The following is a 15,611-nucleotide window of genomic DNA, read 5'->3' as shown; positions in this document are numbered from 1 at the left end:
CGCGCTCAACTGACCGCGGTGACCCGCAGCACTTCCTCAAGACTGGTCTGCCCCGCCAGGATGCGCCGCCGGCCGTCCTCCTGGATACCCGGGTAGTGCTTGCGCGCCTCGCCCAGCATGGCCTGCTCGCTCGCGCCCTCGTGGATCATCAGGCGCAGGGTGTCGTCCACCTCGATCAGTTCATAGATACCGGTGCGGCCGCGATAGCCGCTGTAATTGCAGCGCTCGCAGCCCGTGGCGCGGTACAGGGTTACGCCCGCGGCAACGCCCGCGGCGTCCGCCGGCCCCACTCTCAGCATCTCCAGCTCCGAATCGATGGGCGCGTGGGCCTCCTTGCAATCGGGACACAGCAGGCGCACCAGGCGCTGGGCCATCACCGCAATCAGGCTGGAGGACAGCAGGAAGGGCTCGATGCCCATGTCCTGCAGGCGGGTCACCGCGCCGATCGCGGTGTTGGTGTGCAGGGTGGACAACACCAGGTGGCCGGTGAGCGAGGCCTGCACCGCGATCTCGGCGGTCTCCAGGTCGCGGATTTCCCCCACCATCACCACGTCCGGGTCCTGGCGCAGGATGGCCCGCAAGCCCCGGGCGAAGGTCATGTCCACCTTGGTGTTGACCTGGGTCTGGCCGACCCCCGGCAACATGTATTCGATGGGGTCCTCGATGGTGAGAATATTGCGCGAGCTCTGGTTGATGTGCGACAGGCCGGCGTACAGCGTGGTGGTCTTGCCCGAGCCGGTGGGGCCGGTGACCAGAATGATACCGTGGGGGCTGTGCAGGGCGCGCTGGTAGGCGCCGAACACCTGCTCGTTCATGTTCAGCTGCTCCAGTTGCAGCTGCCCGGCCTGCTTGTCCAGCAGGCGCAGCACTACCCGCTCGCCGTGGGCCGAGGGAATGGTGGACATGCGGATGTCCACCGCATGGCCGGCGATACGCACCGAGATACGGCCGTCCTGGGGCACCCGTTTCTCGGCGATGTCGAGCTTGGCCATCACCTTCAGCCGCGACACCAGCAACGGCGCCAGCATGCGCTTGGGGGACAGCACCTCCGCCAGCACCCCGTCGATGCGGTAGCGGATGCTGAGGCGGTCCTCGAAGGTTTCGATATGGATGTCCGAGGCCTGCTCGCGCACCGCCTGGGACAGGATGGCGTTGATCAGGCGGATGATGGGCGCGTCGTCCTCGGCGTCCATCAGGTCACCGGCCTCGGGTATTTCATCGGCCAGGCGGCTCAAATCCACGTCGGCGGAGAGATCCTCCGCCATCTGCACCGCCTCGTTGTTGCCCCGCTGGTAGGCCAGGGTCAGGCGGCGCTGGAAATCACTCTCGGACACCGATTCCAGGCGAAACCCGGCGCCGAGGAAGCGCTGCAACTCGACCAGCACCTGCAAGCCGGGTTCGCCGTGGCAGTACACCACCGCGGGCTGCTCCTCCCGGTCCACCAGCACCTGGTGCTGTTTGGCAAAGCCGAAGGGCAGCCCCTTGCCGGCGGGGGTTTCCGGGGCCGGCGCGGACTCCAGCTCGGGCGGTAGCAGGTCAGTCTCGGACACTACTCCGCCTCCTCCGAGGTATCGGCGTCCTGTTGGTCCGTCTTGATCTGCTCGAGTTGTCGGAGCTGCTCCTCCCACTCGGGCAGCACGGGTATATCTTCACTATCGAGGTACATCATGCCGCGCTCGCGGCGCAGTTGTTGCTGCTGCTTGATATAGCGGTACTTCTCGGCGGTGGCACCGGCCAGGGCCTTGTCGTCGCGGATCACCGTGGGGCGGATAAAGATCATCAGGTTGGTCTTGGTGACGCGCTCGGAATCGTTGCGGAACAGCCGCCCCAGCACGGGAATGTCACCCAGCAGCGGCACTTTCTGCGAGCCGTCCTGGATGTCGTCCTTGATCAAGCCGCCCAGCACCACGATATTGCCATCGGCTGCCAGCACCTTGGTCTGCAGCTTGCGCTCGTTGGTGATCAGGTCCGAGGCGTTCACCACGGAACTGGCGCCGGTAAGACTGGAAACCTCCTGGGCGATATCCAATACCACCGAATCGCCCTCGTTGATATGCGGGGTCACGGTGAGAGTGATGCCCACGTTCTGGCGTTCGATGGTCTGGAAGGGATTCTGCACCCCATCGCCGGAGCCGGTGTTGGTGAAGGAGCCGGTGACGAAGGGCACGTTCTGGCCCACGGTGATGTAGGCCTCCTGGTTGTCCAGGGTCAGCAGGCTGGGCGTCGACAGGATATTCGCGTTGTTCTGGTCGCGCAGGGCGTTGAGGATGACCGTCATCGACAAGTCGTCGCCAACGGTTCCCCAGCCCAACGATAGGCCATTGGACTTGGCCAGCGCGCCGGCCAGACCGGCCACGTTGAAGTCACCCGTAGTGGGTGAATCGCTGTCGTCGCCATCCTCAGGGAGTACCCCGGCAGCGATGTCGCCCAAACGACCGTCACCGGTATCCACATTGCTGCCGAACATGCCGCTGTCGTTGGCGAACAGCCACTGCAGGCCGAGTTCCTGGCCGTCGATCAGCTCCATCTCGACGATAATGGCTTCCACCAGCACCTGGGCGCGACGGATGTCCAGGCGGTGGATCACCGCCTCGATGGCCGCCATCTCGTCGGTGTCGGCGGTGATGATCAGCGAATTGGTGCCCACGTCGGCCTCGATGGTGGCGGAATTGCCACTGCGCTGGGGGCGTTTCTCGTCGGTGTCCAGGCGGTTGATGTTCTGCATCACCCGGGTCAGCACCTCGGCGATCTCGTCGGCCTTGGCGTACTCGAGGTATACCACCTTCACGTTGCCACTCTGCTCCAGCGGCGTGTCCAGGTGGGCGACGAGCTTGCGGATGCGGGCCCGCTCCAGCTCGTCGGCGCTGACCAGCACGCTGTTGGTGCGGGTGTCCGCCACCAGCAGCACCTCCGGCTCGGTGCCGCCGCTCTGCTGGGCCTCGGATTCGTTGAGCTGGTTGAGCATGCGCACCACGTCCTCGGCCACCGCGTACTTCAACTTGATCAGGTCCGTTTCCTGCACCGCCGAGCGGTCCATGCGCTTGATAATGTCACTGATGCGGTCGATGTTGGAGGCGATGTCGGAAATGATAATGGCGTTGCTCGGGGCGTAGGCCGCCATGTGGGCCTGCTGGGGCACCAGCGGGCGCAACACCGGAATCAGCTTGGCGGCGGAGATATTCTCCAGCTTCATCACCTGGGTGACATACTCGTCGTTGCCGGACCCGGCGGCCACGTCGCGCACGCTGACCGGGGCCGAGCGCGCGTCCTTGCTCTGGATCACCCGCACCACCCCGCCCGAGCGCACCGCGGTGTAGCCGTGCACTTCCAGGATCGACAGGAACAGATTGTAGAGTTCGTCGCGCGTGACCGGCTTGGCCGACACCACCTTCACCTTGCCCTTCACCGAGGGGTCCACCACGATGGTGGTGCTGGTGGCCTCGGCCACGAACTTGATCAGCTCCTGGATGTCGGTCTCCTTGAGGTTGACCGTAAACTCCTGGGCGATGGCCTGCTGCGGCGCCACGACGGCGGACAGGGAGATAAGCAGGGCGGCAGCCAGCGGCCCGAGCAAACGCTTTGCGATCACGAAAATCCTCTTTAGCTGAATCACTGTTGCTGCGCCCCGGCTCCCAGGTCCACGCTCACCGACATCGGCTGGCCGTCCCGCTCGAGTTCGAACACCGCCTCGCTGGCGGTACGCATGGTCTGGTAGAGCTGCATGGTGTTGGCCGGATCATCGAGGGAGATACCATTGACGCTGGTCACCAGGTCGCCGGCCTTGAAGCCCAGTTGCTGGAACTGGACCGCCTCGCGCCCGGGCGCGACGCGGTAGCCCCGGAGCTCGCCGCCCTCGCGCACCGCGCTGATACGCACCAGCGAGGCGAGCGACTGGGGGTTCTGGTACAACTGGGCGCGGTAACCGGCGGCCAATTCGGTGGCCTGGGCGTCCTCCCGCTTGTCGACATGGGTGGTCTCGCGCGGCGCGGCGGCGGCCGGCGCTGTCGCGGTATCGCGCAGTTGCCGGTCAAACTCGCTCTCCTCGAACAGGGTGAGCAGTTCGTAGGTGCCGTTATTGTCCAATACCACCTGCCCGGGCATCACCTTGGCCAGGCGCACATTGCCGGATACCGGCAGCTCGTCGTCCACGGCGTAGACGTCCTGCCGCTTGCGGTACTCGATAATGGCGTGGCCGAGGCCGTCGTCGGTGGAGGCCACCACCCCCCGCAGGATCAGATCCAGGCGGGTCTCGCGGGCGCCGTCCTCGATGCCCTCGCGTGCGGAGGCGCCGCTGACGGGCGCCGCCTCAACAATCGCGGCCCCGGGCTCCGCGCCCGGCTCGCCGAACAGCTTCCTGCCGACCAGGCGGTCGATATTCACGCCGGCCGTCTCCGGGGCGCCCTGGCTGCGGCTCACGGGGTTGACGATGTCCGCCGGCAGGGGCGTCGGGGCCGGTTGCGGCCACAGCGCCCAGAACAATTGCACCAGCGCGAGCACCGCCCACAGCGCCAGCAGCACCAGCAGCCCCCGGCGCAACAGGCGCAGGCGCGCGGGTTGCGCGAGACCCTGCGCCGACTGCTGCAGAACAGCGGCCGCGCGCTCGGCGTAGTTACCGGTATTTTCTAGCCAAGAGGCTGGCAAATCGCACTCCCGTCATCTGCCTGCCCGGATACGGTGTCCAGGGCATTCCGACCACGATTATAGGGTGCACGATTGAAAGATAAAACTATGACAGTTTTATTAAAACCGCGAAATTGGCGGGGATTCCGGTTAATTCTTGCCGACATTTGCCGGCAAGTCGCCAGAATGGGCTCCCTAAGCCTGTAGGGTCGAATTCACTCGACCACCGCGGCGGGATGGCCGGTTGAAACCGGCCCTACAGCGAGCCCTCCCCCAACCGATGTAGGGTCGAATTTATTCGACCATCCCCCGCACGCGCCGGCGATCAGAGGGACTGGTAGTAGTCCATCAGGATCTTGGCCACCTCCGGACGGGAGAACTCGGGGGGCGGGGCGATGCCATTGCCCAGCATTTCCCGCACCTTGGTGCCCGACAGCAGCACGAAGTCCTCCTTGGCGTGGTCCGGCGCGTCGCGCATCATCACCACCCGGTCCAGCTTCTTGCTGTAGGCGGTGTGATCGGCGCGGTAGATTTCCAGCTCCAGGGCGCCCTCGGGCACTTCCTCGTCGAAGATGGTCTGGGCGTCGAAACCGCCGTAGTAGTCCCCCACCCCGGCGTGATCGCGGCCCACGATCAGGTGGCTGCAGCCGCAGTTCTGGCGGAACACCGCGTGCAGCACGGCTTCCCGCGGGCCCGCGTAGAGCATATCGAAGCCGTAGCCGGTGATCATGACCGTGTTCTTGGGGAAATACACTTCGACCATCTTGCGGATCGAGGCGTCGCGCACTTCCGCGGGGATATCGCCGGGCTTGAGCTTGCCCAGCAGCATGTGGATCAGGATGCCGTCGGTGCCCAGGTCGTCCATGGCCATCCGGCACAGTTCCTCGTGGGCCCGGTGCATGGGGTTGCGGGTCTGGAAGGCCACCACCTTGTCCCAGCCACGCTCGGCGATCTCGTTGCGGATTTCCACCGCGGTGCGGAAGGTATCCGGGAAGTCGCTCTGGAAGTAGGAGAAGTTCAGCACCTGGATGGGGCCGGACAGCAGGGTACGGCCCAGGCCCTTGAAGGTGGCCACCCCGGGGTGTTCCGGATCGAGGGTGCGAAACACCTTCTCCGCCATGAAGTCGACCTGCTCCTCAGACACCGACTCCACCGCCTCCACGTCCATGATCGCCAACACCGGGTTGCCCTCGACATTGGGGTCGCGCAGGGCGATGCGGGAGCCGGGCTCGATACCGGCCTCGTCGGTCAGGTTGACAATCGGCACCGGCCAGAACAGGCCGTCAACGGTGTGCAGCTTCTCCGCCACGCTCAGGGCGTCGGCCAGGTTCATGTACCCGTCGAGGGGGGTGAAATAGCCCGCCCCCAGCATCACCGCGTTGGCGGCGGCGGCGGAGTTGAGCAGCAGCGAGGGCAGTTCCTCGCCCTCGCGGATCAGGGCGTGGTGTTGCTCGGTGTCGTAGACGAACCGCGGGTTCAGCTGGTCCGCGCCGTGGGGCTTGATCATGGTGTTCTCCGTACGTTGCGTAATGTATTCAGGTGCGATGCGACCCGGCGATGGACTCAGGCCGGGATGATCCCGCGCTCGCGCAGTACCGCCAGGATCTGCTCCACCTCTTCGTCCAGGCTCTGGCGGTCGGAGTGCAGGTGCACCTCGGGGCTCGCGGGGGCCTCGTAGGGGTCGTCGATGCCAGTGAAATTCTTGATCTCGCCGGCGCGAGCCTTCTTGTACAGGCCCTTGGGGTCGCGGGCCTCGGCGGCCTCCAGGGCGCAGTCGACGAAGACCTCGATGAAGTCCATGCCGGCGTCTTCGTGCAGCTTGCGCACCTGGTCGCGGTCCGCCGCGTAGGGGCTGATGAAACTGGACAGGGCGATGGCGCCGGCGTCCACGAACAGCTTGGCCACCTCGCCGATGCGGCGGATGTTCTCGGTGCGGTCCTCGGCGGAGAAGCCCAGGTTCTTGTTGATGCCCATGCGCACGTTGTCGCCGTCCAGGCGATAGGCCAGTACGCCCATCTCGTTGAGGCGCCCCTCCAGCTCCACCGCCACGGTGCTCTTGCCGCTGCCGGACAGCCCGGTGAACCACAGGGTGGCGCCCTTGTGGCCCAGCAGTTTGGCCCGGTGCTCGCGGGTGATATCGCCCTCGTGCCAGTGCACGTTCGTCGCTTTCTGTTCTGCCATAATCCTCGATCTCTATCAGGTAGTGAATCCGCTATCCAGCTCGCCGGAACCGCGCCGCGCCGGCGATCGCGGGCTAGTGCTCGATAAATGCCGCCCGGTACTCCCGGAACTGCGCTTTCAGCCCCTCTTCGGTGAAGCCGAACTGCTCCAGGGTGTATTCGTGGGGCGGGCGCAGCTCCCGGCGGTTGAAGTCCTGCCACCGGGCCATTTCCGCCCGCGCCTCTTCGGTCAGCGCCATGCCCAGGAAATCGTAGACCTTTTCGATCTCCCGCAGCGGCTGGCTGACCGTATCCTTGAACCACAAATCGAGAAAGGCGTTTGCGCCCTCGTCATTGCCGCCCATGCGCTCGCGCACCGCCATGGTGTGGCGCATGCCGTTGGCGAATTTGCGCGCCCACTGCTCGCCCACCACCCTGGGATCGGCGGAATCCGAGTAGATAACCCACACCCCGGCGATCAAGCTGGCGAGGGAGGGGACGGTCTCCACCGGGTCGCGGTGGGATTGTACCACCTTGGCGTCGGGAAATACCTTGAACACCAGATCCATGTAGTGCAGGTGGTGGGGCGCTTTCAGCGCCCAGCGCTCCCCCTGCTGTCCGCTGCGCTTCTTCTGCCACTGCAGGAACTGCAGCAGCAGCTTGAAGTACTCGTAGCCCGGAGTGTGGTCCTGGGCCTCGATCCAGGCGTCGTAGCTGGGAACGTTGACGAAAGCCTGAATATTGAAACTGTAAAAGGACTGCTCCAGCAGCATGATGTCTTCGTCCGGCCCCAGGGCGTCCATGGGATGGATCGACAGCAGTTCCGGATTGGCGTCGACCATGGCCTGCATCTCGGCCTTGGCGTCGCGGATGCGGCGATCACCCTCGGCGGTGAAATCCCAGTCCAGGTCCGGGCAGGGGAAGCGGGTCTCGTACCACAGGGGCGCGAACATGCGGTGATCGGCGGCGATGGTGCGGTGCAGCATGGTGGTACCGGTGCGCGGCAGGCCCACAATCACCAGCGGCGCCTCGATCACCTCGTCACGGATTTCCGGATAGCGGGTCAACCAGGCCTGGACCCGCAGGCGGGTGGCCAGGATATCCACCACCCGCTGGCGCATGGCCTCGCGACCAAAGGCGTTGAGGTCCGCCTCGTGTTCCAGGGACCACAGCAGGCGGCGCAGGGGCTCGAGATGACTGTCGTCGCCGAAATCCTCCAGGCCGTCCACGGCCCTGGCGGCGGCGATGACCGCCTCGGGTTCAAATAGGTGTTGATCTGTCATGGTGCTCTCGTTGTGACGGCCATTGTGGCCGTAAGGGTTAAGTGATCAGTCCGCGCGCAACGCCGCCAGCGGCACCACGCGGGTGGATACCGGCGGTTTATCCCGCGCCTCCACGTAACGCAGCAGCATGGCGCCGCTGCGGTGGCCCGCGGTGTCCAGCCAATTGGGCCAGTCGCGCTCCGGCGCCGCGTCGGCAAACGCCGCGTCGGCAAACGCCGCGTCGGCAATCACGATGCGCACGCTGCCGTCCGCCTGGAGCACGGCGTTGTGCCTGTTCACGCACACCCGGTGGTAGCGGTAGTCCAGGGATTCCATCCAGTAGTTGGACAGCTGCAGGTTCCAGGTGCGGCACTCCCGGGGCGGGGTGAACTCCACCACCAGGGCCTGGTCTGGCTCCAGTTGCCAGTAACTGTTGTGGTAGTGGATCGCCGGATCGCCCCCGGCCCGCAGGCACATGGACTGGTCGTTGGGGGGCAATTGGTTGATATGGCCGGCAAAGTGCTGCATCCACTGGTGAAACAGGCCCGCGGTGCCGCTGACAAAGGGCACCACGGCCTCCAGCTGGGCGGCAAAAGTAGCGGGGTCCAGCACCGGATCGGTGGCGGGGTCCAGGCACTCGATGCTCAACTCGGCCTTCTTCTCGGTGGCGCGGTCGCGGAAGGTCTGGCGCACCAGCAGGTTGTCGCTGGCCTCGGTCATCGGCAGCCAGTTGCCCGGATGCTCCCGGGCCGACACCACCAGCTCGAAGTCGCCGTTGGCGTCCACCGCCAGGTCGGCCAGTTCCACATGGCCGGTGGGCGCCATGTCACCCTGCCCGGCGAAGGAGCCGGCCTTGGTCTCGATGCTGAGGTAGTCCACGGTGCCGCGGTTGCCGCGAATGCGGTACTCGTGGCGGCCGTCGACGGCGCAATTCTGGTAGAAGTTGTCCGGATTGTCGTTGCCGATCTTGGCAGTTTCGTGGGACAGGGAGTAAAACTGGGGGTGCTGGGGGTCGCTGAACTCGATCTGCTTCTCCAGGCCCAGGCGCAGCAGGCGCGTGAGGTAGCGGTAGCCCTCGGCCCGGGTCAGCGGGTCGTCGGGCACCCCCGCCGCCAGCACCTGGGCACCGGCCGCCTTCAGGGCGTCACAGAATTCATTCCACAGCTCGCCGTTTAACAGCCTGGCTTCGGGCTTGGTATCCGTCATCTTATAGGGTCCTCCACTGATGGGAGGAAAGTGTGGCAGCGCCCGCCCGGGGGATCATCACCCTTACGGGTGGTATTGGGCAACGCGCCGGCGGCCGGTACAACTACAGGTAATAATCCACCAGCGACAGCACCAGCATCAGCCCCACCAGGGGGATCAACCAGCGGCGCAACTGGGCCATGCGTTCCGGGTCGGCGGGCTTGGCGAAGCGCTCGCCCAGCACCACCATCAGGGCCACCCCCCCGAAAATCAGCAGCAACAGTAAAAACAGGTTGTTCATGACGCCCTCCGGTGAACCGATGGCCCGGGTCAACCGTGCTCGCAACGCGGCGCGGTGCCGGCCCGCACCGCAGCGTACCACGCCGAGGGCTCGACGATCTCGCCGTCCGCATCCAGTGGCGGGTAGGCCAGGCCGCGCTGCTGGCAGAATTCGCGCACCACGGGATGGGCCCACTCGAACAGCAGGCGCTGGTAGGTCGCGGCATCGATGCGACAGCGATCGTAAAGGCCGGCCTCGGCCCGCTGGCGCTGGGCCTCCGCGAGGATGATTCCCGAGGCGACGGAGACGTTGTAGGACTCCACCATCCCCATCATCGGCACGGTGATAAAACCGTCCACCGCCGCGCGGGCCGTCTCGCTCACTCCGCGACGCTCCGCGCCCATCAACACCGCCGTGGGCCGGCAGTAGTCGATCTCGCGGTAGTCGCGCGCGCCCTCCCCCAGGTGCGCCGCGAGCACCTGGTGGCCGCGGGACTGGAGATCGGCGATGGCGTCACCGGCCGAGTCGTGGCGCACCACCTCCACCCAGCGGTGCGAACCCATGGCGGTACCGCGGTAGGCGCGATAATCCTCCTCGCCGAGCACCGCGTGCAGCTGCATCACCCCGGCCGCGTCGCAATTGCGCACAATGGCCGAGAGGTTGCGCTGCTTGTTGACGAAATCGGTCACCAGGGCGAGGTCGGGCTGGCGGCGCGCCAGCACCGCCCGCAAACGGGCGCTGCGCTCGGGAGTCACGTTTTCAGCAACTGCGGGGACAGGGTCTCCACCATGCGCCGCACGCCATCGCGCCAATCCACCCCGGTGGGGCCAATCAGCTCATGCATGCGGGTGGTGTCGATACTGAGGCTGCCGAAGGCCTTGGGGTTTTCCTGGAACACCGGCTCCAGGCCGGTCAATTCGGTGAGGTAGGCGCACCACTGTTCGATGCTGGCCGGCTGCGAACCGCCGAAATTCACGGTGGTGACATCGGTGCTCGCCGCCGCCAACAGGCGCGGCAGCTTTTCGAGGTAATCATCCACATGCAGCAGGTGGTAGACGTTGGGCCCCTCGGGATGGACATCGATGGGCACGCCCTGCTCCATCATCAGCAGATGGTACCAGGGCCAGCCGCCGTTATTGCCGTAGGGCACGCTGAGCCGGGCGATGGTGGCGGGAATGCCGAACTGGTGGGCGGTAAAGCGGCACACGGTCTCGGCGGCGATTTTGCTGATGCTGTAGGTGGGAAACATGACCCGGTGGTTGTCCCCCAGCGGGGCGTTCTCGGCCAGCGGCTGGTGCCCCGCGTATTCATAGACCGCGGTGGAGGACAGGTGCAGGAAGGCCGAGGCCTTGCGACAGTGCAGCATCAAGCGGCCCACCCCCTCGCCGTTGGCGGCCAGGTCGTAGTCAAAGTCACCGCTCTTGACCACGGCGAAGTTGAGTACGTAGTCGAAATCGTCCGGCAGGCCCTCGAGACTGCCGGGCTGCGCCAGGTCGGCCTGCAGGCAGGTAGCTCCCAGGGACTCCACCTGCTCGCGGTCCTCGGGCTTGGAAAAACGCGCCAGGGCGTAGACATCGGCGATGCCGGACCAGGCCGCGACCACCGGTTGCGCCACCTGCCCCGTGGGGCCGGTAATCAGGATTTTCTTGCCGTTGAGATCGACGGGATCAAATGCCATGGTAGTACTCCAGAGTCAGGCTGAAAACGCAGTGTAGAATGCCCGGCCGGCGCGGCAATCACCCATAAGTACCAGACCCTAGCTGTCCGCCTCCCCCGACATGACCCGGTAGGCCGCGGAGATGCGGTCCGCCGAGGCCACCGAGCACTTGAGGTCGCGCACCAGGCCGTCCTTCAGACTGTACACCCAGCCGTGCACCGCCAATTGCTGGCCCCGGGCCCAGGCGTTTTGCACAATGGTGGTGTGGCACACGTTGGCCACCTGTTGCGCCACATTCAGTTCACACAGCAGGTCGACACGCGCATCGTCATCCTGAAGGTCGTCGAGGCGCTGCTGATGGCTGTGCTGTACATCCTTGATATTGCGCAGCCAGTTGTCGATCAGCCCGTTGTCCTGGTTTTCGAAGGCGGCGCGCACACCGCCGCAGCCATAGTGGCCCACCACCAGCACGTGCTTGACCTTGAGTACATCCACCGCGAACTGCAGTACGCTCAAACAGTTGAAGTCGGTGTGCACCACGATATTGGCCACATTGCGGTGCACGAAGACCTCGCCGGGCAACAGGTCGACGATCTGGTTGGCGGGAACCCGGCTGTCGGAGCAGCCAATCCACAGGTATTCAGGGCTTTGCTGGTTGGCCAGTTTCTCGAAGAACTGGGGGTCGCTGGTCTTGATACGCTCGGCCCAGGCCCGGTTGTTGGCAAAAAGCTCGTCGATATCGCTCACTGCATGGGACTCCTAAGCGAAAAGGGAACCCCAGTTTACACCATCAGCGTGGTCAGGCGATTCAGCGCGACGCGATTGCCCCCCTGATCCCTGGCGGCAGCCAGCGCCTTGTCGGCGGCGCTCTCGATCTGCCGCGCCAGCTGCACCATATCGACGGCGGGAAAGCGCTGCGGCTCCCAACACACATAGCCGACACTCAGGGTGACCTGGAGATTGGCTCCCCGACTGTCGTCCACCGCAAAATCCTCGATGTCGGCGCGGATTCGCTCGGCGATATCCCCCGCCATCACCTCGCTGCTACCGGGCACCAGGATCGCCAGGCGCGCGCCGTTGAGTCGGGCCAGGTAATCGGACTTGCGCAAATCGGAAGAGATCCGTTCGGAGATCTTTTTCACCAGGAACTGACCGGTGATGTCGCCGTAATGCCGGTAGAGGTCGTCGTACTCGTCGATCTCCAGCATCAACACCGAAATGGGCTGGTTGGCGCGACGGGAACGGGCGATTTCCCGGGCGATATCCTTCTCGAAACCGCGCAGGTTGCTGATCTGTGTCAGCGGGTCAATCATCGTCAGCCGGGATACCTGCTGGCGGCTCACCGCATTCTTGAAGCACAGGGAAATAACGGAAGCCAGGTGGGCGATATGCGCTTCCTCGGCCTCTCCCACGGCAAAGTGGGAATCGCAGATACCGCAGTGCAGGCTGCCCATCATGCGGCCATTGTCCAGCAGCGGCAACAACAGCGCCTGGTCGATTCTGTCATCGGCCTTGAGCACTTCGAACATACGCCTGTCGGCGGCGTCGACAAGGGCGACATCCGGTTCCAGGTCGTACAGGTCCTGCATTACAAACACGTCCGGGTGCAACTGCAGGTATTGGCCGTAGCGATCACCGCCGGGCAACAATCCGCAAAGCACCTGCTCGGGATCGTGCAGCCACAGCTCGGCGGCGCTGAAACCAAAGTGGCGCGGCAGGTTGACCAGCAGAATCTCCAGTAGCCCCTGCAAGTCCGGAGCACTCAGCAACATATGCTCCATCTGCAGCGACTGGTTGTAGAGGTAGCGGTTGAGGGTAAGGGTTTCCCGCTGGTGGCGCTCGTGCAGCTCGGCGAGCGTCTCCGGGGGCGGCGCGGCTTCTATTTCCTCGAAGTCGACGTCCCGGGTATCTTCTATGGGGGGGTGTGCCATTACATCGTCCCAATGTGCGCCGGCATGCCGGCTCTTGTTATTGGCAGCAAAGTGTAAGCGGCCTATAATGACGTTGCAAACCTGGGGGTGGCCCTGCCGCCGTGGCGCAGCTGTCGACATGTCGATTCCGCAGCGATACCGCGGCCAGGCCTGAGATACCACTTCGGTGAACCCTTTGAACCTGATCCGGTTAGAACCGGCGTAGGGATAGGTGCCTCGGTCGCAAGCCCGGGCCCGGCGGTCCACCCTGCGCGGCAAGTTAATCAATGCCGCTGGCCCCGATGCCCATGGCGCCCATCACGGCGCGATGCGACCCTCCTGATCCGTTCCGCTATTCCAACCGGTTCTCTTTCGTTGTGCTATGAGGAGAACCAATGATGAGACAGTCCAGACTAGTCCCCGGCGCGCTACTCGGCCTCGCGGTCACCGCGGGCGCCCAGGCGGCCGAACTCGAGGAAATCCTGGTGACCGCGGAATTCCGCCCGGTAAACCTGCTGGAACAACCGGCGAGCACCAGCGTGGTGACACAGGCCGACATCCAGCAGCGGGCCGCCCAGCACCTGGAGGAGGTGCTGAACCTCGCCCCCAACGTCAACTACGCCGGCGGCACCGCCCGCGCCCGTTTCTACCAGGTGCGCGGCATCGGCGAGCGCAGCCAGTTCCAGGAACCGATCAACCCCTCCATCGGTTTTGTTATCGATGGCGTGGATTTCAGCGGCCTGGGCAGCGTGGGCACGCTGTTCGACGTGGAGCAGGTGGAAGTGCTGCGCGGCCCCCAGGGCACCCTGCACGGCGCCAACGCCCTGGCCGGCCTGATCAACGTGCGCACCGCGGCGCCCGAGAACGAACCGGGGCTGTCGGTGCAGGCCGGGGCCGGCAACTACGACATGTGGAACCTCGGCGTGGTCGGCACCGGGCCGCTGGTGAAGGACACCTTGCTCTACCGCATCGCCGTGCACGAGTACCGCAGTGACGGCTTCACCGAGAACGACTACCTGGACCGGGACGACGTCGAGGCCCGGGACGAGACCAGCGTGCGCGGCAAGCTGCGCTGGCTGGCGGGCGACAACAGCAGCCTCGACCTGACCGCCTTCTACGCCGATGTCGACAACGGCTACGACGCCTTCTCCCTGAACAACACCCGCCACACCCTCTCCGACCAGCCGGGCCGCGACCGCCAGGAATCCAGCGCCCTGGCCCTGGACTGGCGCACCGCGCTGGGCGCGGTGGACCTGGAAAGCGCGCTGACCTGGGCCACCTCCGACAGCGAGTACAGCTACGACGAGGACTGGACCTACGTCGGCTACGCGCCGGACCAGGGCGAGTACTCCTCCTTCGACCGCTTCCTGCGCGATCGCGACAGCTACAGCGCCGAGTTGCGCCTGCTGTCCACCGAGCAATCGCGGCTGTTCGGCGGCCGCGGCGACTGGGTCGCGGGACTGTACTACCTCGGCAACCGGGAGGACCTGGAGCGCCAGTACACCTACCTCGCCAGTGACTTCCACAGCCGCTACGACACCGATACCCTGGCGGTGTTCGGGCAACTGGATACCCGCCTGACGGATCGGCTGACCCTGCTGAGCGGCCTGCGCCTGGAACAGCGCCAGACCGACTACAGCGACAGCAACGCCGTGGCCAGCGACCCGGACAAGGACCTGTGGGGCGGGCGCCTCACCCTGGAATACCAGCTGACGGACGAGCAGATGCTCTACGCCGGCGTCTCCCGGGGCTACCGCGCCAACGGTGTCAACGCCGGCATCCTCTCCAGCATGGCGGCCTACGACGACCCCGCGGTGCTCGACCAGCTGCGCTCGGTGCAAACCTACGACGAGGAGTCCCTGCTCAATTACGAGGCCGGCTTCAAGGGCAGCTTGCTCGACAACCGCCTGCGCGCGCGCCTGGCGCTGTTCTACATGGACCGCGAGGACCAGCAGGTGAAGGGTTCCCTGGTAATTCCGCGCGACAACAACAGCACCGATTTCATCGACCACACCAACAACGCCGCGGGCGGCAACAACTACGGCCTGGAGCTGGAGCTGGACTGGCTGGCCACCGAGGCCCTCAGCCTCTACGCCCACCTGGGTTTACTGGAGACCGAGTTCGAGGACTACATCATACCCGCCACCGGCGACGACCTTTCCGATCGCGACCTCTCCGGCCGCGACCAGGCCCACGCGCCGGGCTACCAGTACGCCGTGGGCGGCCGCTACAGTTTTGGCGGCAATTTCTACGCCCGCCTCGACCTGGAGGGCAAGGACGCGTTCTACTTCTCCGACCGCCACGACCTCAAGGCCCCCGCCTTCGACCTGCTACACATGCGCGTGGGGTATGCTAGCGATCGCTGGGAGGTGGCCCTGTGGGGTCGCAACCTGACCGACGAGGACTACTACGTGCGCGGCTTCGGCAGCTTCGGCAACGACCCGCGCAAGGGCTGGGTGACCGAGCCCTATTACCAGTACGGCGACCCGCGGACCTTTGGGGTCAGCGCGCGCTATTCGTTCTGAGCCAACACTTAGC

General features: G+C 65.3%; 13 protein-coding genes and 1 riboswitch. Of the genes, 1 reads left to right on the top strand and 12 read right to left on the bottom strand.

The window, feature by feature from the left end:
* Window positions 1-5: 5 nt before the first annotated feature.
* From gspE to JYP50_RS02370, 12 genes are all read right to left on the bottom strand, one after another.
* Window positions 6-1,535: a type II secretion system ATPase GspE gene (gene gspE, locus JYP50_RS02425; protein WP_277602408.1), complete on the bottom strand. Its 1,530-nt coding sequence runs from the start codon at window positions 1,533-1,535 to the stop codon at window positions 6-8.
* A 14-nt stretch (window positions 1,536-1,549) separates the two neighbouring features.
* Window positions 1,550-3,589, bottom strand: a complete 2,040-nt coding sequence (gspD, locus tag JYP50_RS02420; protein WP_347136704.1) for a type II secretion system secretin GspD — start codon at window positions 3,587-3,589, stop codon at window positions 1,550-1,552.
* A 20-nt stretch (window positions 3,590-3,609) separates the two neighbouring features.
* Window positions 3,610-4,641: a type II secretion system protein GspC gene (gene gspC, locus JYP50_RS02415; RefSeq protein ID WP_241262695.1), complete on the bottom strand. Its 1,032-nt coding sequence runs from the start codon at window positions 4,639-4,641 to the stop codon at window positions 3,610-3,612.
* Between the two features lie 304 nt (window positions 4,642-4,945).
* Complete coding sequence (gene sat / locus JYP50_RS02410) at window positions 4,946-6,127, bottom strand: sulfate adenylyltransferase (RefSeq protein WP_206558846.1); 1,182 nt, start codon at window positions 6,125-6,127, stop codon at window positions 4,946-4,948.
* Window positions 6,128-6,183: 56 nt separating this feature from the next.
* Window positions 6,184-6,801, bottom strand: a complete 618-nt coding sequence (gene cysC / locus JYP50_RS02405) for an adenylyl-sulfate kinase (RefSeq protein ID WP_206558845.1) — start codon at window positions 6,799-6,801, stop codon at window positions 6,184-6,186.
* Between the two features lie 73 nt (window positions 6,802-6,874).
* Window positions 6,875-8,062 (bottom strand): sulfotransferase family protein, encoded by a 1,188-nt coding sequence (locus JYP50_RS02400; protein ID WP_206558844.1) that lies wholly within the window; start codon window positions 8,060-8,062, stop codon window positions 6,875-6,877.
* 45 nt (window positions 8,063-8,107) lie between these two features.
* Window positions 8,108-9,247, bottom strand: coding sequence for a DUF1214 domain-containing protein (locus JYP50_RS02395; protein WP_206558843.1), 1,140 nt, complete (start codon window positions 9,245-9,247; stop codon window positions 8,108-8,110).
* Between the two features lie 103 nt (window positions 9,248-9,350).
* Window positions 9,351-9,527: a hypothetical protein gene (locus JYP50_RS02390; RefSeq protein WP_206558842.1), complete on the bottom strand. Its 177-nt coding sequence runs from the start codon at window positions 9,525-9,527 to the stop codon at window positions 9,351-9,353.
* 29 nt (window positions 9,528-9,556) lie between these two features.
* Window positions 9,557-10,261 carry a tRNA (guanosine(18)-2'-O)-methyltransferase TrmH gene (gene trmH, locus JYP50_RS02385; RefSeq protein WP_206558841.1) on the bottom strand — a complete coding sequence of 235 codons (705 nt, stop codon included), beginning with the start codon at window positions 10,259-10,261 and terminating at the stop codon, window positions 9,557-9,559.
* Window positions 10,258-11,184, bottom strand: coding sequence for an NAD-dependent epimerase/dehydratase family protein (locus tag JYP50_RS02380; RefSeq protein WP_206558840.1), 927 nt, complete (start codon window positions 11,182-11,184; stop codon window positions 10,258-10,260). The genes trmH and JYP50_RS02380 overlap by 4 nt, the downstream gene beginning before the upstream one ends.
* Before the next feature lie 78 nt (window positions 11,185-11,262).
* A complete protein-coding gene (can, locus tag JYP50_RS02375) occupies window positions 11,263-11,910 on the bottom strand; it encodes a carbonate dehydratase (protein WP_206558839.1) in 648 nt (215 codons plus the stop codon).
* A gap of 35 nt (window positions 11,911-11,945) precedes the next feature.
* Window positions 11,946-13,094, bottom strand: coding sequence for a GGDEF domain-containing protein (locus tag JYP50_RS02370; RefSeq protein ID WP_206558838.1), 1,149 nt, complete (start codon window positions 13,092-13,094; stop codon window positions 11,946-11,948).
* A gap of 73 nt (window positions 13,095-13,167) precedes the next feature.
* Window positions 13,168-13,320: riboswitch (TPP riboswitch) on the top strand.
* A 148-nt stretch (window positions 13,321-13,468) separates the two neighbouring features.
* Between JYP50_RS02370 and JYP50_RS02365 the strand changes: the two genes are divergently transcribed.
* A complete protein-coding gene (locus tag JYP50_RS02365; RefSeq protein WP_241262694.1) occupies window positions 13,469-15,598 on the top strand; it encodes a TonB-dependent receptor in 2,130 nt (709 codons plus the stop codon).
* Window positions 15,599-15,611 lie beyond the last annotated feature (13 nt).

Source organism: Parahaliea mediterranea, from assembly GCF_017255185.1.
In the GTDB taxonomy this organism is placed as follows: Bacteria; Pseudomonadota; Gammaproteobacteria; order Pseudomonadales; family Halieaceae; genus JAFKCZ01.
Note: the sequence above shows the minus strand (reverse complement) of the source record. Positions and strands in the feature narration are given on the sequence as shown.